The organism is Pseudomonas sp. TH49, from assembly GCF_016650625.1.
Taxonomy (GTDB): domain Bacteria; phylum Pseudomonadota; class Gammaproteobacteria; order Pseudomonadales; family Pseudomonadaceae; genus Aquipseudomonas; species Aquipseudomonas fluorescens_H.
In genome coordinates, this window is the sequence record NZ_JAEKFL010000001.1 from 1,220,733 (window position 1) to 1,243,930 (window position 23,198).

Here is a 23,198-nt window from a genome sequence, read left to right on the forward strand (position 1 = left end):
CATGGCCTCCGCCAACAAGCAGCAAAAACGCGCCGCCCGGGCCAAGACCAAGGCCAAGCAAAACCGCAGCAAACGCGCCGAGACGCCGGTCGAACTGGACCCGAACGATGACCGTATCGACTTCGAGTCAGTGGACCTGACCGAGCTGTTCAAGAAAATGATCGATGCCGAGAAGATCAGCCAGCAAGCCATGTGCACCGCGTTCCTCGAAGACCCGCTGCTAGGACTGGTCTACGAGCAGGAAGGCGAAGAAGGCGCGATGGATTTCATCCTCGCCGCGCTGATCGAGTATCGCCAGTGGTCCCAGGAAACCGACGAAGCCGGCGCCCTGGCGTGGATCGAATCCCCGGCCTTCCAGGCCGACTATGTGGCGGCGTCCGACGCGATCGCCGCACAAACCCAACAGAAGAACTGAGTTCCCATGGCATCCCTGAACAAGCAACAGAAACGCGCCAAACGCGCCAAGGCCAAAGCCAAGCACATCCGCATGGTCGGCCGTAAGCCGCTGGACCAGGACGACAATCTCGGGCATCTGGACGAGCCGATCCCGGAATACACCCTCGCAATGTTCAGCAAAATGCGCGACGCCGAAGCCGTCAGCCGCAACGAAATGCTGCTGACCCTGCTGCGCGAACTGGCGTTCATCATCGTTGACCATCCAGAACTGCTGGACATGGAAAACGCCGAGAACGAAGGCATGGCCGCCACTCACCTGGCCGCCGACATGCTGATCGACTACCGCATGTGGGCCGATGGCATGGATATCGAAACCGCCCAGGCCTGGCTGACCGAGCCACAGTTCATCACCGATTTCGGGATTGCGCTGGATACTTACGGCAAGTCGCTGGAAGACAGCGCCCCCAAAGCCGAGTAACTTTTTGCACCTGACTTTTCACGCACGATCAAAAAAAAGGAGGTCAGGTGAGAAAAGCAGCTTCATACAAGGACGGACAATCGTCGAAATCAGAAGACTCAGCTGCGACCCTCCAAAGCAAAACCGTTAAAACTCCCAAGGAAACAACTTGGGATGAATGGTTCGACGAAGAGAAAGGCAGCTCAGACTTTATGCTCTTGCGAGAACAAAGCTGATTACGGATATGTGGCGACGTTTCGCTACCGGCAGCACAAACAAAAACGGCCGCTCGTCATCACTGACAGCGGCCGTTTTGCATTACGCGTTGCGGATCAGTTCAACACCACCGCACCACGGTTTTCCTGCTTGCGACGACGCGCCACCAGCAGGCCGGCGACGACTACCATGAGGCTCAGCAGGCCGGTTGCGAGGATTTCCACGCGGTGGGCTTCCTGGAACAGCATGATGGTCAGGGCCGCGACGATGAAGATGATCACCGCGTAGGTCAGGCCCGGGAACAGCCACATGCTGAAGACGATTTTCTCGCCGCGGGCCATGCGTTGTTTACGCATGCGCAGTTGCGAGAACGCGATCACCAGGTACACCAGCAGCGCGATGGCGCCGGAACTGGCCAGCAGGAATTCGAACACCGCGGCCGGGGCCACGTAGTTGGCGAAGGTGCAGAGGAACGCCGCGCCGGTCGACAACATCACTGCCCAGTAAGGCGTGCCGCTTTTGTTGACCCGAGTTGACATGGCCGGTGCGTCACCGCGCTTGCCGAGGGAGAACAGCATGCGCGACGAGGTGTACAGCGCCGAGTTCAGGCAGCTGGTTACCGCGACCAGCACTACGATGTCGACGATCATTTTCGCGTTCGGGATGCCCATGCGCTCAAGCACGGTCTGGTAGGAACCGAGGTTGGCCAGGGTCGGATCGTTCCACGGCACCAGGGCCACAACGATGAAGATCGACACGAGGTAGAACAGGCCGATCCGCCAGATCACCGAGTTGGTAGCCTTGGAGATCTGTTTGCCCGGGTTCTTCGATTCCGCAGCCGCAATGGTCACGATTTCGGTACCCATGAACGAGAACATGGTGGTCAGGATTGCACCCAGCACCGCGCCCATGCCGTTTGGCAGGAAGCCGCCGGAGTCGAACAGGTGCGAAACACCGCTGACCTGGCTGTTCGGCAGGAAGCCGAAGATCGCCGCAAGGCCAAGGATGATGAAGCCGATGATCGCCAGCACTTTGATCAGGGCGAACCAGAATTCGAACTCACCGTAGTTCTTCACACTAAACAGGTTGGTGACCGTCAGCAGCAGGGTGATGATCAGTGCGAACGCCCAGATGCCGACACTCGGGAACCAGGCATGGAGGATGGTCGCAGCGGCGTTGGCCTCCAGCGGAATCACCAATACCCAGAACCACCAGTACAACCAGCCGATGGTGAAACCGGCCCAGTGCCCGATGGCACGGTCGGCGTAAGTCGAGAACGAGCCGGTGTCGGGCGAAGCGACAGCCATCTCACCGAGCATGCGCATCACCAGCACCACCAAGGTACCGGCGGCGGCGTAAGCCAGCAGCACAGCAGGGCCGGCGGCAGCGATAGCGTGGCCGGAGCCAACGAACAGACCGGCGCCGATAACACCGGCGATCGACAACATGGTCACATGACGCGGTTTGAGCCCCTGTTCGAGGCCATTGGAGCTTGGGGTACTGCTCATCGGAACTACCTTTGCGAGGAAAGCGATTGCGTCCGTCCCGTCTGGTTTTCCTTCTCGTAAAAAGAAACCAACGGGGCGTTCCAGATTCTGCACGCAATAAGTGCGCCAAAATGTTTCAAACTCTTCTGGCCCGCGGCTTTTAACGCGACCGGACAGTCATCGCAAGTCCTTAAAATTAATGGCAATTCGCCAGAACGTTACCCTGCGACTCACTTTTCAAACGAACGAGCGCACCAGAAACACACTGAAAAAGTGTGGGATGCACAATAAAAGGGCGATTCAGGAACGTTCGGCCGGATAGCGCTTCCAACACCCCGCCAAAGCTGGCAACATCGCGCCTTTTTTTACGCAACACCCACGGGGCTGCACGTTTAAACACCCGTTCGGTTGTTGATGGGGCGACAGTCTGCTGTGCCGATGCGACAACCTGCCACACGCCATCCGCTTACCGCTCGTAGCGCTGTTGGCTGCCATTGAAACGCTATGCTAGCTTGGCCGCCTCGCCAGGAAGGCCCGCCAACAGCAGGAGCGCAACATATATGAGGAACGCACATGGCTGAGGCCACGCCCGCGCTTGAAATCCGCAACTTGCACAAACGCTACGGACAGCTTGAGGTGCTCAAAGGCATCTCGCTGACCGCCCGCGACGGCGATGTGATCTCGATCCTCGGTTCCTCCGGTTCCGGCAAGTCCACGTTCCTGCGTTGCATCAACCTGTTGGAAAACCCGCACCAGGGCCAGATTCTGGTGGCCGGTGAAGAACTCAAGCTCAAGCCGGCCAAGAATGGCGAACTGATTGCTGCCGACGGCAAGCAGATCAATCGCCTGCGTTCCGAGATTGGTTTTGTGTTTCAAAACTTTAATCTGTGGCCGCACATGAGCGTGCTCGACAACATCATCGAAGCCCCGCGCCGCGTGCTCGGCCAGAGCAAGGCCGAGGCGATCGAAGTCGCCGAAGCGCTGCTGGCCAAGGTCGGCATCGCCGACAAGCGCCACGCCTACCCGGCGCAATTGTCCGGTGGTCAGCAACAACGGGCCGCGATCGCCCGCACGCTGGCGATGCAGCCGAAGGTGATTCTGTTCGACGAGCCCACCTCCGCCCTTGACCCGGAAATGGTTCAGGAAGTACTTAGTGTCATCCGCGCACTGGCCGAAGAAGGCCGCACCATGCTGTTGGTGACCCACGAGATGGGCTTTGCCCGTCAGGTCTCCAGCGAAGTGGTGTTCCTCCACCAGGGGTTGGTGGAAGAGCAAGGATCGCCTCAGCAGGTGTTCGACAACCCGCTTTCGGCGCGCTGCAAACAATTCATGTCCAGCAACCGCTAACGGAGCAACATGCATGCAGAATTTTAAAAAGGTCTTCCTGGCCGCCGCCGTCACCCTCGCGTTCAGCGCCGGTGCCATGGCCGAGACCCTGAAGATGGGCATCGAAGCGGCGTACCCGCCGTTCAACAACAAAGACGCCAGCGGCAACGTGGTCGGCTTCGACAAAGACATCGGCGACGCCCTGTGCGCCAAGATGAAAGTCGAGTGCACCGTGGTCACCTCCGACTGGGACGGCATCATCCCTGCGTTGAACGCGAAGAAGTTCGATTTCCTGATCTCCTCGCTGTCGATCACCGAAGAGCGCAAGGGCGCGGTGGACTTCACTGACCCGTACTACTCGAACAAGCTGCAGTTCATCGCACCGAAAAACGTCGACTTCAAAACCGACAAGGATTCACTCAAAGGCAAGATCATCGGCACGCAGCGCGCCACCCTCGCCGGCACCTGGCTCGAGGACACTTACGGTAGCGATATCGAAGTAAAACTCTACGACACCCAGGAAAACGCCTACCTGGACCTGACCTCCGGTCGTGTCGACGCGATCCTCGCCGACAAGTACGCCAACTACGACTGGCTGAAAACCGACGCCGGCAAGGACTACGAGTTCAAGGGCGACCCGGTCGTGGAAAGCGACAAGATCGGCATCGCCGTGCGTAAAGGCGATCCGCTGCGTGAGAAGCTGAACGCCGCGCTGAAGGAAATCGTCGCTGACGGTACCTACAAGAAGATCAACGACAAGTACTTCCCGTTCAGCATCTATTGATCTGACCTGCGGGACCGGCGCCGTGATCCGACGGCGCCGGCTCCCGGCCTTGCCTGCCGCGATTTGAAAAGAAATCCATGATTATCGACCTCTACGGATTCGGCCCGGCCCTCGCCGCCGGTGCGCTGATGACCGTCAAACTGGCGCTGACGGCCCTGTGCCTGGGACTGGTGCTCGGTCTGCTCGGCGCCTTGGCCAAGACTTCCCCGTACAAGCCGCTGCAATGGCTTGGCGGTACTTATTCGACTTTGGTGCGCGGTGTCCCGGAATTGCTCTGGGTGCTGTTGATCTACTTCGGTACGGTCAACCTGATGCGCAGCCTCGGTGAGTTCTTCGGCAACCCCGACCTGCAACTCAGCGCATTCGCCGCTGGCGTGATTGCGTTGGGCCTGTGCTTCGGCGCCTACGCCACGGAAGTGTTCCGCGGCGCGATCCTCGCCATTCCCAAGGGCCACCGTGAGGCCGGCGTGGCGCTGGGCCTGTCGAAATGGCGGATCTTCACCAAGTTGATCATGCCGCAGATGTGGCGCATCGCCCTGCCCGGCCTGGGCAACCTGTTCATGATCCTGATGAAAGACACCGCGCTGGTGTCGGTGATCGGCCTGGAAGAAATCATGCGTCACGCGCAGATCGGCGTGACCGTGTCGAAACAGCCGTTCACCTTCTATCTGGTGGCCGCGGTCATGTATCTGGGCCTGACGGTGCTGGCGATGAGCGGCATGCACTTCCTGGAAAAACGCGCCGCTCGCGGCTTTGCGAGGAGCGCTTCATGAACTGGGAAGTGATCATCAAGTGGCTGCCGAAACTGGCGCAGGGCGCAACCCTGACCCTGGAACTGGTGGCGATTGCCGTGATTGCCGGCCTGCTGCTGGCCATTCCGCTGGGCATCGCCCGCTCCTCGAAGCTGTGGTACGTGCGCGCTTTGCCCTACGCCTACATCTTCTTTTTCCGTGGCACGCCGCTGCTGGTGCAACTGTTCCTCGTCTACTACGGCCTGGCGCAGTTCGATGCGGTGCGTAGCAGCGCACTGTGGCCGTACCTGCGCGATCCGTTCTGGTGTACCACCGCGACCATGACCCTGCACACCGCGGCGTACATCGCCGAGATCCTGCGCGGCGCGATCCAGGCGATTCCGCCGGGCGAAATCGAAGCGGCGCGGGCACTGGGCATGTCCAAGCCCAAGGCAATGTTCTACATCATGCTGCCGCGTGCGGCGCGCATCGGCCTACCGGCCTACAGCAACGAAGTGATCCTGATGCTCAAGGCCAGTGCGCTGGCGAGCACCGTGACCCTGCTGGAACTGACCGGCATGGCCCGCACGATCATTGCCCGCACCTACCTGCCGGTGGAAATCTTCTTCGCCGCTGGCGTGTTCTATCTGCTGATGTCCTACGTGCTGGTGCGCGGCTTCAAGCTGCTGGAGCGCTGGCTGCGCGTCGATGCCTGCCAAGGGCGTTGAAACTTCCCACGTGCTGACGGGCGAGGACCTACTCGCCCGTTTCACTGCGCTGGATGCTTTTTTGATTGAGCATCAGGCGCTGTGGAAACCTCGTCCGTTCACTCATCTTTCGCTTCCATGGGAAACCGCCTACCCCGAATTGGCTTCGTGGCTACGCGGACGATCGCTGGAAGATGCAGAGCTTGTGCATAACCACCCTGCCGATCTCATCGATGCGCCGGAGCCGTTCGCTTCATTGGCGGCGTTGTCGGCTGCGCTGAGCGCAGTCGGAGAGTTGCCGGGACATGCGCTGGAAGCGGCAGGCCATCGATTGAATGTCGATGTGCCGGGGCGCAAGTGGCAGCAAATTGAAGCGTTCGCCAGCCGCTTGTCTTTCGCCTCTGCGCCAACACATTGGCTGGACTGGTGTTCCGGCAAGGGGCATTTGGGCCGACGCCTGCTGGGCGCCGGGCAACAGCTGACCTGTGTTGAATACGATCCGGCGCTGGTCGCCAGCGGTCAGGCATTAAGTCAGCGCCATCATTTGCACGCCCTGCATGTCGAGCAGGATGTGCTGGCAGCAGACGCCACGACTGTTTTGAGCGCTCAACACACCCCGGTCGCCCTGCACGCCTGCGGCGACCTGCATGTGCGCCTGATGCAACTGGCGAGCGCTGCCGGATGTCAGCAGATGGCCATCGCCCCGTGCTGCTACAACCGGATCAATCGCAACGAGTACCAGGCCTTGTCCTGCGCCGGCATGCGATCTGCCCTACAACTCTCGCTCGAAGATCTGGCACTGCCCATGAGCGAAACCGTCACCGCCGGCGCACGCGTCCGACGTCAGCGCGACACCTCGATGGCCCGGCGCCTGGCCTTCGACCTGCTGCAACGGCAACTGCGCGGCGTCGACGAATACCTGCCAACCCCGTCCCTGCCCAGCGTCTGGCTGGACAAACCCTTCGCCGATTACTGCCGCGACCTGGCAGCGCTGAAAGAGTTATCCACAATCGGCACGCCAGACTGGCAGGCACTGGAAGCCGCCGGTTGGCAGCGGTTGGCCGAAGTTCGCAACCTGGAACTACTGCGCGGACTGTTCCGACGACCGTTGGAGCTTTGGTTGAACCTGGATCGAGCCATTTTCCTCAGTGAACAGGGGTATGTCGTACGCCTCGGCACCTTTTGCGACACCCCACTGACACCGCGTAATTTCCTGCTGCTGGCCGAACGCGCTTAAAATCTTTACAGCCTGTGGATAACTCTGTTGATGGTTTTCCAGTGGATCCAATATTCACGGACGTTAGACCGCTTAAACAGCATTGGTCATTTTTTGTTCATATTGATAAACAACCTGTAAAACAGGGATTTGCGCACAAAATGAGAACGTGTCCACAAAATCCCCTGCAACACTGCCGTTGCGTCGATCCGTTGTGCATAAGCTTCCAATCAAAACGACATAAACGGGTGAAATGGGTGCTTGAACGGTGCGGAAATCCTGCCCTCACGCTCAGTCTGGCTTGATCGCGTAGCACCTCGGTTTTGCGGCTAAAAACCCGGCGTCACCGCTCACGCCAAGCCTGATCCAGCGCCTGCGTAAAAATAGTCTGAATTCAGGGGTTTACAGAACCAACCCAATCGCTATAATCGTCGCCCACACGCCGGTATAGCTCAGTTGGTAGAGCAACTGACTTGTAATCAGTAGGTCCCGGGTTCGACTCCTGGTGCCGGCACCATACAAAACGAAGCCCCTGCAGAAATGCAGGGGCTTTGTTGTTTCTGGTACGTCCACATTGCCTGTCACAGCCGTGCACTCAAAATTCGTCGTTAATCTGGATGGCTCGTCGGGGAGGCAACTGCTTCTGCCGGTGCAGAGAGCGGTACCTCGGTGACACGTGCAGCCTTTCCGGCCTTCATTTGACGTACAGATTCCAGCAAGTCTTGCTGGAATTGCTCCAGTTCATTGAGCATCGCTGATTTCCTCCTTCAGTTGCTTATGGAAATAAGGGTCAGACCACGTTTTGAGCTGAGACTGTGGTCTGACTCTATTTTTTCCCACCTTATTTTGCTCGTGTCACCACGGTGCTTAGGTTGGCGAAAACGCTTTGAGAAACCCTGGCCTTCCTTTGCTCTTCATTGGCCGCCGAGAGCGGCAGCAGCGTTGCGCGCGAGGCCTTTCCAGCCTTCATCTGACGTACAGATTCCATCAAGTCCGTCTGAAATCGCCCTAGTTCATTTGCCATGCCTTTTCGTCGACTTCAGCCATTTTCTCCAACGCTCGCTTGCTGAACTTATGCAGCTTGAACCGAAAGCGAAATCCGCCTTCCAAGTTGCTGCAACGCACGCTCAACATTCTCGATTTTGGAGTGATGCAGGAAATCTACCAGGCGATCGACCTGGGGCCGTTGTACGCCGAGACGACGTGCCAACTCGGCCTTGCTTAAACCTGACTCCAAAAGCGTATTCCACAGAGCAACCTTTGCTGCAGTCAGCGCAGGCAGACGCAATACAACGTCACTTGCCTGTTCTCCTGCCTGCCCGGTCGGAATCAACCGGCGATCATCAACGTATATCGAGAATGCCGTCTCGATTGCATCGATGGCGGTGTCCAACGCTTGCTCGAGGGTGTCGCCAACGGCGTGCATCTCAGGAATTTCTGCGCAGGACAACCAGACACTGTCCGGCTCTTCGTGAACTTCCAACGCATATTCGAACATCACGATTCCTCTCATGAGGCCCAGCTGTTTGATTATCGATATTCTCAGCCCTTCGCCCATTTCCTTGGCTCCATGGTCGGGAAACACAGTTGATTTGCCATTCAAGGAAACCTTGAAGTGACTGCCCTTGCCGGTTTGAAACTCAACGCCTTGGGCTTTCAACCATCGCCGAAACTCGCTGTACTTCATGTGCATCACTCGCCGTTTCGGTAAAGCGAATGTGCAACATATTTGCTGCATTCGCAACATAAGTGTTGCACTACACAGAGATGGCAACGGCCACCACCTGGCCACGATTGCGCGTCCGTCCTCCGCAAGCTACCGTCAAACCCGTCGCTGCCAAATCAGCGACCGGGCCTGAGAACCCGCGTAAGATGCAGGCGCACCAGCGCCCCAAACCCATGATTGCCGGCGCTTTTTTGCACCCGCATTCACGTGTAATGGCGGCTGTGCGTGGGAGACCTTCGGGTCTGCCGGATTCCTGTATCTCCGGTTTCTCAGCCTGCGCATAGCTGCCACCCTTTCGCCTGAGAACGAAAATGGCAGCTCTCATTTGATACAGGGAGTTTACAAATGAATGCCATCGATCCATCCGTAATCCGCAGCGCTGCCACATCGGTCAACTCACTCCACGCATTAGATACAGGTGAAGCGAAATGACCAACTACCTCGATTTGAAAACACCAGGCCTTACGCACTTTTCCTTCCAGGCCAATCAAGCGCTGTTCCGCACCAATCGTGGTGTTCCGGTAATAACCGCCCTTTCCCACGCCTCCCACTTGCTTCACATCTCACGATTGCTCACTGCGGACACTTCAGTCGCGCGCGATCCGGATCTTCACGCTTATGCCTCCCAGTATCTGCAGGAGTTAAGCAAGGCGCTGATCGACGACGTGGTGAAAGTGCTGGATGCGCCAACAGCAAGCCATTGACGTAAACCGCCAAAAGAAAGCCCTCGCGGTATCGCGAGGGCTTTTTGCGTTTCAATGTCGCGTCCTGAATAAGGTTTACACCTTCTGACCAATCTTCAGGAGGATTCAATGGATACCGGAAAAAGGCGGAGCCAGCGCGATTACACGCTAGCTTTTAAATTGTCAGTCGTAGATCAAGTCGAAAAAGGCGAGTTGAGTTATAAAGAGGCTCAACGGCGCTTTGGCATTCAAGGCCGGTCCACGGTACTGGTTTGGTTACGCAAGCATGGCCGACAGGACTGGAGCCAAGGCGCCTCAATCCGAGCGCCGCGGAGCAGGCCGATGACCGACCCCAACCTACCGCTGACACCCGAACAGCGGATCAAAGAGCTTGAAGAACAGTTGGCGCTGAGCAATCAGAAGGCCCAGTTCTTTGAAGCTGTCGTGAACGTCTTGAAAAATGATTACGGTGTGTCCATCGTAAAAAAGCGACCCGGCAAGTCCTCTCGCAAGGGCAAATCCAAGACCTGAGCATTACCAGGGCTTGCCTGTTTATGGGCATTTCGCGCCAAGCGTATTACAAGCGCAACCGAGCCTTTGACGCGAGAGTTTGCCAAGACCAGCAGGTAGTGGAATTCGTTCTGGAAAAGCGTCGGCGCCAGCCGAGGCTTGGGACGCGCAAACTGCACCACCTGATGCTAATTGAAGCTGCAGCGACGCTACGTGTCGGTCGAGACCGCCTGTTTTCTATCTTGCGAGAGGCGCGAGAGCTGGTTCCTCGCAAACGTGCTTATCATAAAACCACGCATAGCCATCATCGCTTCCGCCGTCACCCCAACCTACTCAAAGCTGGCCCGGAACAAGTTGTAGCCAGCAGACCTGAGCAGGTTTGGGTCGCAGACATTACCTATCTCCCAACGCGGGAAAGTGTCGCTTACGTTAGCCTGATAACAGACGCGTACTCACGCAAAATCGTGGGTCATCATGTGCACAGCAGCCTGCATACGGAGTCGGTGGTCAGGGCGCTGCAGAAGGCTGTTAGTCAGCGAAAATCCGATCAACCGCTCATTCATCATTCAGATCGCGGAGCCCAGTATTGCTCCGACTTATACCAACGGATGCATACCCGGCATGGAATCAGGTGCTCAATGACTGACGGTTATGATTGCTATCAGAACGCTATGGCGGAGAGGGTAAATGGGATTTTGAAGACTGAGTTTTTGCTGCATCGCCCCAAAGACCTGGCGGATGCAGTGAAAATGGTGGATGAATCGGTGCAAATCTACAACCGGGAGCGGCCGCACTTAGCCCTGAAATACAAAACGCCCGATGCGGTGCATCGGGCGTTTGAGACTGAAACAGGTGTAAACCTATTTCAGGACTAGACACAAACCTGACTGATCTCAAACACAAACGAAATCCTGCTCTGACTCGCACTCCACACATAACGCAAATGCTTACCCTGCTTCGGAATCGACACGGCCGGCGGCCGGAACGCGGCAACACATTCGTGGCCCGGCAGGCGAACGCTGTTGTAGAGCATCCCCCACGATTCAGACTCACGCAGTTGTCGGGCAAACGCCTGGGATGGGCCATAGGCGTCTGGATCGGGTTGATGCAAATCTGGAAAGTCGTGACGAACATCATGCAGCGGCTTAACCACGCGATTAACGTAAGTACGCATGGTCAACTCAAGATCCGCTTCGTTGGTGGCCGCAAGAAAACGTTCCTGGTGATAGCAGGTTTCGGCGATGGCCGCGGCCTGGCTGCTGGCGGCGTAGTAGACGCCGAAGGTGCCATCGGTGAAGCGGCTGCTTTTGCCGATGTGGGTAAACGCCGCCATCACCGGGGTTGAACCGGGGCCGGAGAGCCGGTCTTCGGGGCGCACGCGGGCGAGGACGCCGGCCTGCTCGATCAGGCGATCATTGGTCAGCGCTTCCAGCGCGTAGGCGATTTCCAGGTCTTCGGGGTCGAGCACGTCTTCGAACAACGCAATCGGCGGGAAGCTGCTGTTGACGATCCGATAGGCCTTCGGCCATTGCGGATCGGCCAGTGGCGGGGCCTTCAACCGCGCACCCCGTCGAGGTAGCGGCGCACGTCGGCGATATCGACCACCCTCCCCGCCAGCATGTAATCCAGCGCCGTTCGACCATTGAATGGCGCCGCCGTGTTCGGGCTGCTGACCCACGTATAAGCGCGCTCGCGGCTATTGCTGAAGATGATGCTCAGCGCCTTGTGAATACCCATCAGGTAGGAGATCCGCTCAAGGGTGTCGTTAGGCAGACGTATGTTCGGCAGGTGTTTGTATTTGTAGAACGTGGTGTTGCCAACTCCGCCGAGTAATGTGCGTTGCTGCTCGGCGCTGCAGCCCCAGCGCTCCATGAGGGTGAAGAAAAACTTCAGCGCGACGCGCCCGGCTTCGGGGACGTCGAGTTGTTCACGCGGGGTGAGGGCTGGGGATGAGGTAGGCATGGTCGTCCTTCTTCGCTGTTCCGCAAGCTCAGCGTAGTACACATATGAATTTTTTCAATAACTCTATCCGCATACGAATAAAATCCTCAAAACCTCAGGTTGACACCTCAATGTTCCGTGGCAGAGAATCTGGCTCAAGAGCGCGAAACCGACTGCCTTCAGGTGGCAATAGTCGGCGTTAGGAACCCCGTTGATGACCTGAAAATCAGCGCTCGGGTGAGACCTCTTCTCCCCTGCTTGAGGGAGCACAATATCAAGCGACATTCATGTGAAGGGCAGCCTGAGAAGGCTGCCCTTTCTTGTTTGAGCTACCGGTAACGTCGATACAACAGTTCACCATGCCGATGCTTGTTCAGGCCCTTCTTGTCACAGTTCATGAAATTCCAGAGTAGGTTGCCACGCTCAACATGGATGACCACCAGCATCTGGTATCTCGCGTTGTAGGCGCCGATGAAGGAGAGTCGAAACGAGGCGTCATCGTAGGGGACCCGCCATATTTCTAACGGTTTCGTCAGGGTATCTCGCGCAAATTCGGTGAATCGCTCACGGGCATTCGGGCGCTTTTCCACCGTATGAAGCAAATGCTCATGCTTCACCAAAACCGGTCCATATGGCGTTTCGATCAGAACAGCATCAAGACCGTGAACAAGTCCAAAGCCTCTGGCGACTTGCTCCCACGCTGCATTAAGACTCGAGGCACCCGGAAGCTCTCTGACTGCAGAAATCAGGAGGCCGGGGTCGATATCGCGAATATCCGGTAAGCCCAGATCTTTCCAGGTTTTTTGATCGGGTAACGCCCTGCTCCCCTGCAAACTCATGGCATCGACTCGCTAGCTTCGCGGATGCCGGCATTGCCTGGAAATCCATGGCCTCGGACTAAAAGTCCCGAAAATAACTACCTGATATTTCAGCCACTTGTGCATTGGCGGTAAATCAGCCCGTTCGCTCTTTTCTATAGGAGGCTTCCGACAACGGTGCAAAACAGTGACGTTTCGGTGTGGGAAATACTCAAAAATGCAGTAGTCCCGGGGCATAAAAAAGTGCCCGACTCGTCCGAGCCGGGCACTTTTCTTGACCCCAATCACCCCCACGTCATCAAAAATCCCGATCCTGTGTCAGCTTCCAGCCATCGGCGGGGACATCAATTCGCTACTAAACCCGCGACAACTATGCTCAGGTGCTGGAATATAGCCGGCATATGACGCCGGATCGGCAGTCTCGTAAACAACAATACCCAGCCCACTTCAGAGGGCATTACCCATGGATAGCAGAACCTTACGCAACCTCATGCGCATCGTGCAGACCGGCTCGTTGTCGGCCGCAGCCGAGCATTCGTGCCTGACTGTGCAGGCCTTGGCCGCACAGTTGAACAAGGTCGAAGAGCAGTTCGGTTTCCGCTTGTTTCGTCGTTCCAACAAAGGGCTGACGTTGACGCCGCAAGGCACGGAGCTGACGCCCTACATCGACAAAGTGCTGATTGCCACGCGACAGATGGAAGAAAAGGTCGAGGCGCTCAAGGTGCCTGGCCAGCGCACATTGAAGGTTGCGTTGAACAACACGTTGTCGTCTGACTTCAACCGGCGAATGATCGGACGCCTGATCGAGGTGTTTCCCGATTACCAGATGGAATTCAGCTACGCCGAGTCGATGGAGAACCTGAGCAAGCTGAAGAATGAGGACTTTGACCTCGCGGTGCTGATCGGCCCGCAACGTCCGGGTCTGCCGAGCATTGTTTTGCCGGATGTGCAGGTGCAGGTGGTCGGTGCCCATTGCGGGCAGGAAAACGATCCACTGACGTTGCTGGGCAACAAGTTTCAGGTGCGTCCTGCGGAAGATTGTCCGTATTCCCACAGCTTCCTGCGCTTTCTCGACGCTGGTCTGGGCAATCACGAGAACGGTCAGCGCATGGTCTATTCCTGCAGCGAGACCCTGACGCTATCGTTGATCACGCAGATGGACGCGGTCGGCATGGTGTCTCGTGAGGCCGCGCAAAAGAACGGCCTGACGATTTTCCCCGGTTTCGAGGATTTCCTCGAAGTGCGTCTGGCGGTGAACAATCCGAACCTGTCGGGCCAGGCCCTGAATGACGTGGTCGATCTGCCGCTACATGAACGAGCCGAGCGCAATGTACGCAGCCGTCCCAACCGCCACACTGAGAAAGAGGTTTTTGCTGAAATACGCACATAACAGCGTCGGAATGGCTGCATAAAATTCCGGGCGGTCGAGCTGTAGGTGCTGATCCTTGATCAACAAGGGAGTCAGGCTGATCGCAGCGACGATCGCCACCGGCAGGTATTCCAGCGCCCGCGCAACGAATGGCGGCCAGTGCTCGGTGTTGACTTGCAGTGGCAACGCGCGCGGCAGGAAAGTCACGGCCATCATCAGCGCTACCACCAGGATCAGGAACGTTTGGTCAGGCATACACCCACTCCGCAGCCCACAAACGTGGCGATGAATACGTTAAATGGCGAAGTACCGACCAGGCTCAGCGCACCCATGCAGGCGACGGCAGCCGCTGCGGCGATGAGTTTGTTGCGGGTGTTGCACAGCGACACCAGCACGTAGAGCATCATCGCGGTCAGTGCGTAGTCGAGCTGGTATTTGATCAGGTGCGATGCATATTGCGCGCAAACGGCGCCCAGCAATCCGCCCAGCACCCAGGAGGTGTGGCAGAACAGGTTGAAGCCGATCAGGTAACGGATATTGACCGGCGCGCCGGTGCCCAGCTTGACGCTGTGAAACGCAAAAGACTCATCGGTCAGTCCACCCGCGTAAGCCCAGCGCTCCATGCGGCTGAGCCCCAGTGCGCGCAGGGCCTTGGCCATGTACACCGACATCAGCATGTGCCGCGCATTGATCAGGAACGTGGTCAGCACAATGGTAGTCAGCGAAGCACCGCTGGAGATCAGCGCCAGCGCGGCGAATTGCGAAGCGCCGGCGTAGACGAACAAGCACATCGCCACCGGCAGCCACATCGGCAGCCCGGCGTTGACCGCCATCAGCCCGAACACGAACGACACCGTGAAATAACCGGCCACCACCGGGCTGGCTTCGGCAAACGTGCGCGATGGCTGATGGGCAGCCATCAGCGGCGCACTGCCGGACGTTTCATTCATAGATCCCTCTCAAATGTCCGCTCGCCGTGGGGTTCGCAAAAACCCTGGGCAGTCCAGAATCGCTTGCCCGCGAGGTTAGCATCGTCGACGAACAGAAACATCCGTAATACACCGACCCGTTTCATGTCAGACGACGCCGCTTCCACCAGCCGCTGGCCGACGCCCTGGCTGCGATAGCGTGGGCTGACCGCCAGGTGGTTGATGGTGCCGCGGCTGCCGAGCATGCCGCCGAGCACCGCACCGACGATTTCGCCTTCGACGTCGAAGGCCAGATAGGCCGTGGTGGTCTTCTGGATCAATACACCGCGCAGGCATTTGGCGTCCTGCCACTCACAGAACGACACCTCGTCGAACTGGCGGAAGAAACGCTCCATGCGCTGCGCGTCCTTGGCGGTAGCGCGTCGCAGCACCACCGGCGTCGAGCACTCGACGCCATCGATTGGGGTGATCTGATTAGCGAACAATGTCGAAAGCGGTCCCGGGCCGCGAGAAGGAAATCGCCAGAATCTGCCGGTAAGCCATGGCATGCGTGTGGGTGTTGCGCGCCGGAGTCACGTAGTGGCGCATGTCGCGGTCAAGGAAGTACGTGGTGTCGAGGATTTCCTTGTAGGTAGTCGACGCCAGTTGATGCTCGTGCACATCGTACAAACGGCTTTCCGCGCCCTCGACGTTGTTGCGCCCCCAGAAGTGCACACCGCTGAACGGATAGCCGTCGCAGTGAATCCCTTCCGGAGTGATTTCCAGTTGCTTGCCGGGTTTGATCTCGATGCGGATCTGATGGATCTGGCACTGCCAGATTTCATCGTGCAGCTCTTCCGGCAACACGCTTTTGTACACTTCAAAATCGGTGTCGATCAGGCTGCGCATCACCGGCGAAGTAATCACTTCATCGGAGAAGTCCTGAAAGTGCCGCACAACACCACCCACGTAGGCGTTGTTCTCTTTGGACTGCACGTACGCGCGATGCTCGAGTTGCTTCAATTCACGTGTTTTCGGGTTGTACTCAAAGTCGCTGTAACGACGGTAACGCATGCCGGCTTCGGCCTGACCGTAGTAACTGTCTGGCTCCATGTTTTCCCAACTTTTGGTCAGTCTGACGAAGTCGGCAAAATGACCGTAGAGATTGAAGTCACCACCCTGGACGTTGACATATTTGTCGCGCCGTAGCGATTCGCCCACTTCTCTGTTCAAAACGATCATTACCAAATTCTCCGCTGCGTTGAGCGGCCTAATCTATTAGGTGGAGAATTTGCGTCCATGAGAAAGAATTTCAGGCATTTAAAGCCCAGTTTGAAACGGAGTTTGCAGCAGCGTAAAAACAACTTTTACATGACAAAAACACGGGTTTTTTACAGTTTCTATAGAAAAGACCTCGAAAAAAAACCCCGAACCAGTCGGGGTTTTCTCATATTTCTTACACCGGATCGTTCATCAGAAGATGTTGATCGGGTAGTCCACGAATACACGCAGCTCGTTGCCGCTGACGTTGTACTCGCTGGATTTCTGCGACACGCGCAGGATCGAGCTGCGCAATTTCACGCTCAGGTCTTTCGCCGGACCACTTTGTACGACGTATTTGACCTGGTTGAAGATCTCACGCTCGGTACCGCCTTCGCTGGTGGAAGTGGTGATGTTGTCGCCACGCACATAAGCGAAGTTGTAGCTCAGACCCGGTACGCCGAATGCGCCGAAGTCCAAACCGTAACCCAGCTGCCAGCTGCGCTCGTCTTCAGCGTTGAAGTCCGACCAGTAGGAGTTGGCCAGGTAGATGGTGTTGCCACCGTCACCGACACGACCTTGCTCTTTCTGATAGCCGCCGTAGGCGTAGCCCAGGTTGCTGTCGCCGGTGGAACGCTGGTGCGCCACGGTGAACGAGTGCGGGCCGGTGGCGAACGTAGCTGCCAGGCTCCAGATCTTGTTGTCGTCACCGGTAGCACCGCTCTGACGAACATAGGAGTCGTCGAGCTTGGTGCGGTAGCCGTTGAAGTCCAGGGTCAGGGACTGATCCTTGTCGATCGGGAACACGTAGTTGGCGTTCACGTACTGCTTCTTCAGCACGTCTTCAACGTCGGAAGCGTACAGCGCCGCCTTGAATTGTTCGGTGAACTGGTAGCTACCGCCCAATACGTTGATAGCCTTCAGACCACCGCTGTCACGACCTTCAGCGCTTTTGCGCGATTCGGCAGTGAAACGACCGGCGTCCAGTTGCAGGCCTTTGATCTCTTTGGAAGTGATCAAGGTACCGGTGTAGCTTTCCGGCAGCAGACGCGAATTGTCGTAATTCAGCACCGGCAGGGCCGGCATCTGGTCGCCGTAGGTCAGCGTGGTATTGGACAGACGGAATTTGACCGCTGCGCCGCCCTTGGACAGGTCGTTGGCAGGTTTGCCGCTGTCGCCACGTTTGAAGAAGTCGATGCCGCCGGCACCGCTGCGATCTTCGCTACGCTCCAGGTTCAGGGCGTACAGGCCGAAGGCGTCAACACCCACACCGATGGTGCCTTGGGTGAAACCGGACGAGAACGTACCGATGGCCGCTTGGCCCCACTCAGACTTGTCTTTGTTGCCGTCTTTGTAATCACGATTGATGTAGGCATTGCGCAGCAGCACTTTCAGGCTGCTGTCTTCTACAAAACCCTTGGATTCGGCCTGGCCGTCAGCCATTGCCGAAGTGGCACTCAACATCCCCAGTGCGATCAGACTGATTCGCTTGTTCAACATTTTGTTTTCCTTATTACGGGTTGAAACGCGCTGTGTCGAACGGCTGAAACGGCGCTAATGCACTCTTTTTTCACCCCGAAAACAAAAAGGCCCGCCCACGGAAAAACCGTGGCGGGCCTGTTTATTATTTTGAGTCATGGCGGTTGGCCACAGGCGTTGGGCCGAATCGTAGCCGCGCCCTCAATAATGTGTCAATTTCAAGAATCGTCTTTAAATAGGTAAAAATCGTCTAAGAATCGTAAATTTTGCGATAGCGCATTGCTCGGAAATGCGCTCAGCCAGTGAATCCAGCGCGATTACACGCAGCCGTCGAGACCGCATTGCGCGGGGGATTGCCCTGGCTCAACAGCGACAACCGCTTGCCCCAACCACTCGGCGAATGCCTGCGGTTTGCCAAGCCATGGGCTGATGTCGAGCAAGGTAAATTGTCCGTCCTGCTCCAGTGCCAACGTTGGAAATCCCTTGCCGCCCAGTTGCGCCAACAGCGCGCGGCTGGCTTTTACATGCGCTGTCGTATCAACGGACTTAAACGCAGCCACAAAGGTGTCCTCGGCGTAATCCAACTCACTAGCGAGTTCGAACAGCACAGATTCATCGGCAATGCGCCGCCCTTCCACGTAATGCGCCGTTTGCAAACGTCCGAGCAGTTGCAGACCACGGCCGTCGATAGACTCTGCCGCCATCACCGCTGCGATCGGCGGCGTCGAATCGAAAACCGCAGAGTGATCGCGCAGCAGGCGTTCGAAATACGCCTCGCCAAATGGCTGCCCGGTATATTCGGCAATGCGCCGGTCGTGGGGCATGACGTAATCGCGCAGTTGCGGCGAAACGCGCTGGCGATTCGCGCCGCTCATCATTCCACCCGCATGGGCAACGACCGGCAGCACTTTCTGCGCCGCTTGCACCAGCGGTTTGGCGCCGTAGCACCAGCCGCACAATGGGTCGTAGATGTAGTGAAGGATCATGGGAGTACTCCGGCAACCAATCAGGAAAATTCGATGCCGGCAGACTATTCCCTCGTGTGTTGGCGAAAAACGTCGGAATGCCTTTCAGACTGTTTCGGTAATCGGTCAAATTGTTCAAAGGGTCGGTGTGTATCGAGATCGACACAAATTGAAACAATCCAATAGGGGAACTTCTCAGGAATAAATTACGGGAGCAAATGCAAAGCATTACCATTTGCGCGTTTGAATTTCCCTACCCTTTCGGATGCGCTTTTCCATGCCTGCCCCGTTCCGCCTCACGCCCGTCACCCTTGGATTGTCTGCCTTTCTAACCAGCGGTTTTGCTTACTCCGCCACCGAACTGCCTGCCACCGCGATCAGCGCCGAAGAACAAGCCGAGGACCCGCGCGTCAAAATCAGCAGCACTGCGACCCGCACCTCGACCCCGGTGCGTTATGTGCCGCAGGCCATCGACTCGATCAAGACCGCGAACGTCGCCGACTACGGCACCAATGACATCGGCGACGCCCTGAGCGGCATTCCCAACGTCAGCAGCAGCGCCGACACCCGCTTCGACAGCCTGCGCATCCGTGGCTTCGACGCCAGCAACGACTTCTATCTGGACGGTATTCGCGACGACAGCCAGTACAAGCGCGACCTGCACAACATCGAACGGGTCGAAGTGCTCAAAGGCCCGGCGGCGGTACTTTACGGCCGTGGCAGCCAGGGCGGGATCGTCAACCGCGTGAGCAAGCTGCCCGAATTCGGCCGTCGCTCGACCATCGAAGCGCAGGGCGGCAGCGAAGACCTGCGCAGCCTGTACGCCGACCTCAGCACCGACCCCAGCAAAAATCTCAGCCTGCGCCTGAACATGGGCAACATGGATGAAAACAGCTTCCGCGACGGCGTCAGTGGCAACCGCCAGCTGTTCGCGCCATCGATGAGCTGGCAGCTGACCCCGGACCTCAACTGGCTGGTGCAATACGAGTACAGTCGCTACAACCGTACGCCGGATCGCGGTATTCCCGGCGTCAACGGGCGCCCAGCAGATGTCGGTCGCGACACGACCTACGGCAATGATCACGACTTCATCGATGACAAGGCGCAGTCCCTGCGCTCCAAACTCACGTACGAGATCAACGACAACTGGCAGCTGCGCCAGACCTTGGGCGTGTTCAAGCTCGACAGCGATTTCGACAACACCTACCTGACCAACTTCGACCCGAAAACCAACAAGGTCGCGCGCCAGCACTGGCAGCAGGATCTGACCACCCGCAACGTCTACAACAACGTTGAGCTGGAAGGCGGATTCGATACCTTCGGCCTGGAGCATCGCTTGTTGACCGGCGTCGAAATCGGCAGCCAGCGTCGAGATCCAAAGTTGTACAACGCCGCAACCGGCAAAACCCCGGGCGCACAACCGGTGCCATCGCTTGACCTGTTCAATCCCAATCGCGAGCTCCGCCACAGCGGCAGCATGCAGGTGTTTAGCAACAGCCACACCGAAGTCGAAAGCCGCGCGGTCTACGTCCAGGATCAACTGCGCCTGAATGATCAATGGCAACTGCTGGCCGGCTTGCGCTACGACACCTTCGATATCGAGTCGACCAACAAACTCAAGAACATCACTGAGGATCGCGACAGCCACAGCACCAGCCCGCGCGTCGGGATTGTCTGGACGCCGCTGCAGAACCATTCGTTCTACGCCTCGTGGTCGAAGACCTTCTCGCCGGTCGGCGGCGGCCTGATCGGCATCACCCCGGGGGCTGCCGGCAATAGCAACGACTTGAGTCCGGAGCTGACCAAAAAGAAAGAAATCGGGGTGAAAAGCGACTGGCTGGATGATCGCTTGAGCACCACGCTGGCGGTCTACGACCTGGAACTCTACAACCGCCGCACCAGCGATCCGAACGATCCGACCCTGACCGTCATGACCGGTCTTCAGCGTTCCCGCGGTGTCGAGCTGACCGCCACCGGCAAACTGGTCGGCAACTGGTACATGCGCGGCGGCGTCGGCGTGCAGGACACCACCATCGAGAAGGACAACAACGGCCTGGAAGGCAAGCGCGTCAACAACGTGGCCAAACACAACGGCAGCCTGTTCCTGACCTGGAAACCGGAAATGGGCTGGTACGGCGAAACCGGCCTGACCCTGGTCGGCCAGCGTTATGCCGACAACGCCAACACCACCGTGCTGCCGGGGTATGGCCGCTGGGATGCACTGGTCGGTTACCGCTTCAAGGACTGGGACTTGCGTGCGGCACTGAACAACATCACTGACCGCGAGTATTACGCCTCGGCCACCAGCCAATATCAGATCCAGCCTGGCGCACCGCGCAGCGTGGTGATGACCGGTACCTACAGCTTCTGATTTCACACAAATCCTGTGGGAGGGGGGCTTGCTCCCGAAGGCGTCGGATCAGGCAACATCATCGTCACTGACTTACCGCATTCGGGAGCAAGCCCCCTCCCACAGGTCCAATGTTCGCAGTGGGTTTTGTGTCGTGCATAAAAAAGCGCCGCCATCCCGGCAGCGCTTTTACCAATCCTTGTTGTTTTTCTTATCCTTGCATCACAGCCCATAACGCTTCCAGTTCGGCCTCGCTGAACAGGCCAGCGGGATAGCGCTCGATCATCATCCGGCGCGGATCAGGTTCCCTGATCTGACGCGTTCCATTGGATTTCAAAAAGTGCGCGACAATCTGGAGCGATTCGCCGTTTACGACCATGGGATGCAAATTCCGCTCGCTGACTACGTTCACTTCGGCGTTCATTTCAGCGCTCTCTCCCCGTTCGTGAGCGGCCAAGTTATCCAAGGTTTATGACAGAACTATTGAAGTCCCCCCTCTCCCTAGTGCGCTTTGTCCGATACAAGAGCTATGCCAAGGTTTCCGATTTGTCGACAAGCGGATACAAAGAAGCCCGCGGTCCAGTAAGGCCGCGGGCTTCTTTGCATGCACAGCAAGCTAATTGTTGCCTGGCTGATTTATGAATCAACTCAAGCTGTTACGTCTCAACTCACTCTTTGTGCGGCGCTGGCTGCTGTTGGGTAAGGCAGTGAATATTGCCACCGCCCAGTAACAGTTCACGACCCGGCACCATCACCACTTCGTGCTGCGGGAACAGCTTCTGCAGAATTTCTCGTGCAGGGGCATCCATCGGATCGTCGAAGCTCGGCGCGATGATGCCGCCGTTGACGATCAGGAAGTTCACGTAGGAACCGGCCAGACGCACAGAAGGATTGCGCTCCTGGGTACCGTCGACCGGATCGACGCCCGCGCACTCTTCTTCGGTGGCATACAGCGGCCCCGGGATCGGCATCTTGTGCACCTTGAACGGGCGGCCCTTGGCGTCGGTGCTGCTTTGCAGCACGTTCATTGCGGCCTGGCAGCGCGGGTAGTTCGGATCCTGCGGATCGTCGGTCCACGCCAGCAGCACTTCGCCCGGGCGCACGTAGCAGCAGAAGTTATCCACATGACCGTCGGTTTCGTCGTTGAACAGGCCATCCGGCAGCCAGATGATCTTATCCACAGACAGATTGTCGCGAAGCACCGCTTCGATCTCTTCGCGGCTCAGGTGCGGGTTGCGATTGTGGTTGAGCAAGCACTCTTCGGTGGTGATCAGCGTGCCTTCGCCGTCGACGTGAATCGAGCCGCCTTCCAGCACAAAACCTTCGGTGCGATAACGCGGGCTGCGCTCGATTTCGAGGATCTTGCCGCCGACCTGCGAGTCGCGATTCCACGGCGAGTACAGACCGCCTTCAAAGCCGCCCCAGGCGTTGAAGTCCCAGTTCACACCGCGCACTTCACCGCTGTTATTGATGACGAAAGTCGGGCCGCTGTCGCGCACCCAGGCGTCATCGCTGGACATCTCGACCACACGGATATTCGGCACGTCGAGGCGCGCACGGGCGTTTTCGTACTGGCCAGCGGAAACCGCGACGGTCACTGGTTCAAACCGGGCGATGGCCTTGGCCACGGCGGCATGCGCAGCTTGTGCCGGCTTGCCACCCAGGCGCCAGTTGTCCGGGCGCTCGGGCCAGATCATCCAGGTCTGGGTCTGCGGCGCCCACTCGGCCGGCATGTAGAAGCCATCGTCACGCGGGGTACTTTTCAAAGTGGTCATCGGATCAGGACTCCTGGGAACCGTCGAAGGGTTGCAAAGCAATGGCGACTTTATAACCGATAAATATCGTATTTTAAATGCTTTAAAATGACGC

The 23,198-nt window shown here is 57.7% G+C and carries 25 protein-coding genes, 1 tRNA gene and 2 pseudogenes; 12 read left to right on the top strand and 16 right to left on the bottom strand.

What is annotated here, in order from left to right; genetic code table 11:
* Position 1: 1 nt before the first annotated feature.
* Entirely contained in the window at positions 2 to 415 is a 414-nt protein-coding gene (locus JFU48_RS05555; RefSeq protein ID WP_003220725.1) for a hypothetical protein, read from the top strand.
* A 6-nt stretch (positions 416 to 421) separates the two neighbouring features.
* Positions 422 to 874 carry a hypothetical protein gene (locus JFU48_RS05560; protein ID WP_003220723.1) on the top strand — a complete coding sequence of 151 codons (453 nt, stop codon included), beginning with the start codon at positions 422 to 424 and terminating at the stop codon, positions 872 to 874.
* A gap of 311 nt (positions 875 to 1,185) precedes the next feature.
* Here the strand turns inward: JFU48_RS05560 and gabP are convergent, their stop codons facing one another.
* Positions 1,186 to 2,577: a GABA permease gene (gene gabP / locus JFU48_RS05565; RefSeq protein ID WP_201136038.1), complete on the bottom strand. Its 1,392-nt coding sequence runs from the start codon at positions 2,575 to 2,577 to the stop codon at positions 1,186 to 1,188.
* A gap of 552 nt (positions 2,578 to 3,129) precedes the next feature.
* On the opposite strand from gabP, the gene JFU48_RS05570 reads away from it, so the two are divergent.
* From JFU48_RS05570 to JFU48_RS05595, 6 genes are all read left to right on the top strand, one after another.
* On the top strand, positions 3,130 to 3,903 hold the full coding sequence (locus JFU48_RS05570) for an ABC transporter ATP-binding protein (RefSeq protein WP_201136039.1): 774 nt from the start codon (positions 3,130 to 3,132) through the stop codon (positions 3,901 to 3,903).
* 13 nt (positions 3,904 to 3,916) lie between these two features.
* Complete coding sequence (locus JFU48_RS05575) at positions 3,917 to 4,666, top strand: ABC transporter substrate-binding protein (protein WP_201136040.1); 750 nt, start codon at positions 3,917 to 3,919, stop codon at positions 4,664 to 4,666.
* 77 nt (positions 4,667 to 4,743) lie between these two features.
* On the top strand, positions 4,744 to 5,439 hold the full coding sequence (locus tag JFU48_RS05580) for an ABC transporter permease (RefSeq protein WP_003220715.1): 696 nt from the start codon (positions 4,744 to 4,746) through the stop codon (positions 5,437 to 5,439).
* The gene (locus JFU48_RS05585) at positions 5,436 to 6,125 is read left to right on the top strand and encodes an ABC transporter permease (RefSeq protein WP_003220713.1); all 690 of its coding nucleotides are present in this window, start codon (positions 5,436 to 5,438) and stop codon (positions 6,123 to 6,125) included. The genes JFU48_RS05580 and JFU48_RS05585 overlap by 4 nt, the downstream gene beginning before the upstream one ends.
* On the top strand, positions 6,106 to 7,341 hold the full coding sequence (locus JFU48_RS05590) for a methyltransferase (RefSeq protein ID WP_201136041.1): 1,236 nt from the start codon (positions 6,106 to 6,108) through the stop codon (positions 7,339 to 7,341). The genes JFU48_RS05585 and JFU48_RS05590 overlap by 20 nt, the downstream gene beginning before the upstream one ends.
* A 420-nt stretch (positions 7,342 to 7,761) precedes the next feature.
* Positions 7,762 to 7,837: transfer RNA gene (locus tag JFU48_RS05595), tRNA-Thr, on the top strand.
* A 115-nt stretch (positions 7,838 to 7,952) separates the two neighbouring features.
* On the opposite strand, the pseudogene JFU48_RS05600 reads toward JFU48_RS05595, so the two are convergent.
* The 4 genes and pseudogenes from JFU48_RS05600 to JFU48_RS05615 all read right to left on the bottom strand — a co-directional run.
* A pseudogene (locus JFU48_RS05600) lies at positions 7,953 to 8,072 on the bottom strand (helix-turn-helix domain-containing protein); the annotation flags it as partial.
* 89 nt (positions 8,073 to 8,161) lie between these two features.
* Complete coding sequence (locus tag JFU48_RS05605; protein ID WP_112997809.1) at positions 8,162 to 8,344, bottom strand: hypothetical protein; 183 nt, start codon at positions 8,342 to 8,344, stop codon at positions 8,162 to 8,164.
* A gap of 48 nt (positions 8,345 to 8,392) precedes the next feature.
* Complete coding sequence (locus tag JFU48_RS30305) at positions 8,393 to 8,818, bottom strand: type II toxin-antitoxin system HicB family antitoxin (RefSeq protein ID WP_103485324.1); 426 nt, start codon at positions 8,816 to 8,818, stop codon at positions 8,393 to 8,395.
* Between the two features lie 15 nt (positions 8,819 to 8,833).
* Positions 8,834 to 9,007 (bottom strand): annotated as a pseudogene (locus tag JFU48_RS05615) (type II toxin-antitoxin system HicA family toxin); the annotation flags it as partial.
* Between the two features lie 467 nt (positions 9,008 to 9,474).
* On the opposite strand from JFU48_RS05615, the gene JFU48_RS05620 reads away from it, so the two are divergent.
* On the top strand, positions 9,475 to 9,750 hold the full coding sequence (locus JFU48_RS05620; RefSeq protein ID WP_201136042.1) for a DUF3077 domain-containing protein: 276 nt from the start codon (positions 9,475 to 9,477) through the stop codon (positions 9,748 to 9,750).
* 108 nt (positions 9,751 to 9,858) lie between these two features.
* A protein-coding gene (locus JFU48_RS05625) for an IS3 family transposase (RefSeq protein ID WP_201135842.1) occupies positions 9,859 to 11,114 on the top strand; the annotation gives its coding sequence in 2 pieces (ribosomal slippage) (positions 9,859 to 10,210 and positions 10,210 to 11,114; 1,257 coding nt in all).
* Here JFU48_RS05625 and JFU48_RS05630 read toward each other — a convergent pair.
* The 3 genes from JFU48_RS05630 to JFU48_RS05640 form a co-directional block, all read right to left on the bottom strand.
* Positions 11,111 to 11,797, bottom strand: a complete 687-nt coding sequence (locus tag JFU48_RS05630; RefSeq protein ID WP_201136043.1) for an RES family NAD+ phosphorylase — start codon at positions 11,795 to 11,797, stop codon at positions 11,111 to 11,113. The two genes, JFU48_RS05625 and JFU48_RS05630, sit on opposite strands and share 4 nt — an antisense overlap.
* Positions 11,794 to 12,201 carry an MbcA/ParS/Xre antitoxin family protein gene (locus tag JFU48_RS05635; protein ID WP_201136044.1) on the bottom strand — a complete coding sequence of 136 codons (408 nt, stop codon included), beginning with the start codon at positions 12,199 to 12,201 and terminating at the stop codon, positions 11,794 to 11,796. The genes JFU48_RS05630 and JFU48_RS05635 overlap by 4 nt, the downstream gene beginning before the upstream one ends.
* A gap of 308 nt (positions 12,202 to 12,509) precedes the next feature.
* Complete coding sequence (locus JFU48_RS05640) at positions 12,510 to 13,019, bottom strand: PBECR2 nuclease fold domain-containing protein (RefSeq protein WP_201136045.1); 510 nt, start codon at positions 13,017 to 13,019, stop codon at positions 12,510 to 12,512.
* Positions 13,020 to 13,461: 442 nt separating this feature from the next.
* Here JFU48_RS05640 and JFU48_RS05645 point away from each other — a divergent pair, with 442 nt between their 5' ends.
* Complete coding sequence (locus JFU48_RS05645; RefSeq protein ID WP_045122253.1) at positions 13,462 to 14,388, top strand: LysR family transcriptional regulator; 927 nt, start codon at positions 13,462 to 13,464, stop codon at positions 14,386 to 14,388.
* Here the strand turns inward: JFU48_RS05645 and JFU48_RS05650 are convergent.
* From JFU48_RS05650 to JFU48_RS05675, 6 genes are all read right to left on the bottom strand, one after another.
* Entirely contained in the window at positions 14,305 to 14,622 is a 318-nt protein-coding gene (locus tag JFU48_RS05650; RefSeq protein WP_003220702.1) for an AzlD domain-containing protein, read from the bottom strand. The two genes, JFU48_RS05645 and JFU48_RS05650, sit on opposite strands and share 84 nt — an antisense overlap.
* Positions 14,601 to 15,317, bottom strand: coding sequence for an AzlC family ABC transporter permease (locus tag JFU48_RS05655; protein ID WP_003220701.1), 717 nt, complete (start codon positions 15,315 to 15,317; stop codon positions 14,601 to 14,603). Before JFU48_RS05655 ends, JFU48_RS05650 begins: the two co-directional genes overlap by 22 nt.
* Positions 15,314 to 15,691 (bottom strand): GNAT family N-acetyltransferase, encoded by a 378-nt coding sequence (locus JFU48_RS05660; protein WP_003220700.1) that lies wholly within the window; start codon positions 15,689 to 15,691, stop codon positions 15,314 to 15,316. Before JFU48_RS05660 ends, JFU48_RS05655 begins: the two co-directional genes overlap by 4 nt.
* Positions 15,692 to 15,770: 79 nt before the next feature.
* Positions 15,771 to 16,517 carry a 2OG-Fe dioxygenase family protein gene (locus JFU48_RS05665; RefSeq protein ID WP_003220699.1) on the bottom strand — a complete coding sequence of 249 codons (747 nt, stop codon included), beginning with the start codon at positions 16,515 to 16,517 and terminating at the stop codon, positions 15,771 to 15,773.
* 231 nt (positions 16,518 to 16,748) lie between these two features.
* Entirely contained in the window at positions 16,749 to 18,035 is a 1,287-nt protein-coding gene (locus JFU48_RS05670) for an OprD family porin (RefSeq protein ID WP_103520123.1), read from the bottom strand.
* 296 nt (positions 18,036 to 18,331) lie between these two features.
* On the bottom strand, positions 18,332 to 19,000 hold the full coding sequence (locus JFU48_RS05675) for a DsbA family protein (protein WP_201136046.1): 669 nt from the start codon (positions 18,998 to 19,000) through the stop codon (positions 18,332 to 18,334).
* A gap of 256 nt (positions 19,001 to 19,256) precedes the next feature.
* Between JFU48_RS05675 and JFU48_RS05680 the strand changes: the two genes are divergently transcribed.
* Positions 19,257 to 21,350 carry a TonB-dependent receptor gene (locus JFU48_RS05680; RefSeq protein ID WP_201136047.1) on the top strand — a complete coding sequence of 698 codons (2,094 nt, stop codon included), beginning with the start codon at positions 19,257 to 19,259 and terminating at the stop codon, positions 21,348 to 21,350.
* A 190-nt stretch (positions 21,351 to 21,540) separates the two neighbouring features.
* On the opposite strand, the gene JFU48_RS05685 is transcribed toward JFU48_RS05680, so the two are convergent.
* Positions 21,541 to 21,753 (bottom strand): hypothetical protein, encoded by a 213-nt coding sequence (locus JFU48_RS05685; protein WP_003220694.1) that lies wholly within the window; start codon positions 21,751 to 21,753, stop codon positions 21,541 to 21,543.
* Positions 21,754 to 21,997: 244 nt separating this feature from the next.
* On the bottom strand, positions 21,998 to 23,104 hold the full coding sequence (aguA, locus tag JFU48_RS05690) for an agmatine deiminase (protein WP_201136048.1): 1,107 nt from the start codon (positions 23,102 to 23,104) through the stop codon (positions 21,998 to 22,000).
* Positions 23,105 to 23,198 lie beyond the last annotated feature (94 nt).

Coding starts and splice junctions, on each gene's coding strand:
- JFU48_RS05590 (WP_201136041.1), top strand. CDS start 6,106: ATGCCTGCCAAGGGCGTTGAAACTTCCCACGTGCTGACGGGCGAGGAC.
- JFU48_RS05680 (WP_201136047.1), top strand. CDS start 19,257: ATGCCTGCCCCGTTCCGCCTCACGCCCGTCACCCTTGGATTGTCTGCC.
- JFU48_RS30305 (WP_103485324.1), bottom strand. CDS start 8,818: ATGTTCGAATATGCGTTGGAAGTTCACGAAGAGCCGGACAGTGTCTGG.
- aguA (WP_201136048.1), bottom strand. CDS start 23,104: ATGACCACTTTGAAAAGTACCCCGCGTGACGATGGCTTCTACATGCCG.
- JFU48_RS05655 (WP_003220701.1), bottom strand. CDS start 15,317: ATGAATGAAACGTCCGGCAGTGCGCCGCTGATGGCTGCCCATCAGCCA.
- JFU48_RS05575 (WP_201136040.1), top strand. CDS start 3,917: ATGCAGAATTTTAAAAAGGTCTTCCTGGCCGCCGCCGTCACCCTCGCG.
- JFU48_RS05650 (WP_003220702.1), bottom strand. CDS start 14,622: ATGCCTGACCAAACGTTCCTGATCCTGGTGGTAGCGCTGATGATGGCC.
- JFU48_RS05580 (WP_003220715.1), top strand. CDS start 4,744: ATGATTATCGACCTCTACGGATTCGGCCCGGCCCTCGCCGCCGGTGCG.
- JFU48_RS05635 (WP_201136044.1), bottom strand. CDS start 12,201: ATGCCTACCTCATCCCCAGCCCTCACCCCGCGTGAACAACTCGACGTC.
- JFU48_RS05605 (WP_112997809.1), bottom strand. CDS start 8,344: ATGGCAAATGAACTAGGGCGATTTCAGACGGACTTGATGGAATCTGTA.
- JFU48_RS05665 (WP_003220699.1), bottom strand. CDS start 16,517: ATGATCGTTTTGAACAGAGAAGTGGGCGAATCGCTACGGCGCGACAAA.
- JFU48_RS05660 (WP_003220700.1), bottom strand. CDS start 15,691: ATGGAGCGTTTCTTCCGCCAGTTCGACGAGGTGTCGTTCTGTGAGTGG.
- JFU48_RS05675 (WP_201136046.1), bottom strand. CDS start 19,000: ATGATCCTTCACTACATCTACGACCCATTGTGCGGCTGGTGCTACGGC.
- JFU48_RS05620 (WP_201136042.1), top strand. CDS start 9,475: ATGACCAACTACCTCGATTTGAAAACACCAGGCCTTACGCACTTTTCC.
- JFU48_RS05685 (WP_003220694.1), bottom strand. CDS start 21,753: ATGAACGCCGAAGTGAACGTAGTCAGCGAGCGGAATTTGCATCCCATG.
- gabP (WP_201136038.1), bottom strand. CDS start 2,577: ATGAGCAGTACCCCAAGCTCCAATGGCCTCGAACAGGGGCTCAAACCG.
- JFU48_RS05645 (WP_045122253.1), top strand. CDS start 13,462: ATGGATAGCAGAACCTTACGCAACCTCATGCGCATCGTGCAGACCGGC.
- JFU48_RS05570 (WP_201136039.1), top strand. CDS start 3,130: ATGGCTGAGGCCACGCCCGCGCTTGAAATCCGCAACTTGCACAAACGC.
- JFU48_RS05555 (WP_003220725.1), top strand. CDS start 2: ATGGCCTCCGCCAACAAGCAGCAAAAACGCGCCGCCCGGGCCAAGACC.
- JFU48_RS05670 (WP_103520123.1), bottom strand. CDS start 18,035: ATGTTGAACAAGCGAATCAGTCTGATCGCACTGGGGATGTTGAGTGCC.
- JFU48_RS05585 (WP_003220713.1), top strand. CDS start 5,436: ATGAACTGGGAAGTGATCATCAAGTGGCTGCCGAAACTGGCGCAGGGC.
- JFU48_RS05560 (WP_003220723.1), top strand. CDS start 422: ATGGCATCCCTGAACAAGCAACAGAAACGCGCCAAACGCGCCAAGGCC.
- JFU48_RS05640 (WP_201136045.1), bottom strand. CDS start 13,019: ATGAGTTTGCAGGGGAGCAGGGCGTTACCCGATCAAAAAACCTGGAAA.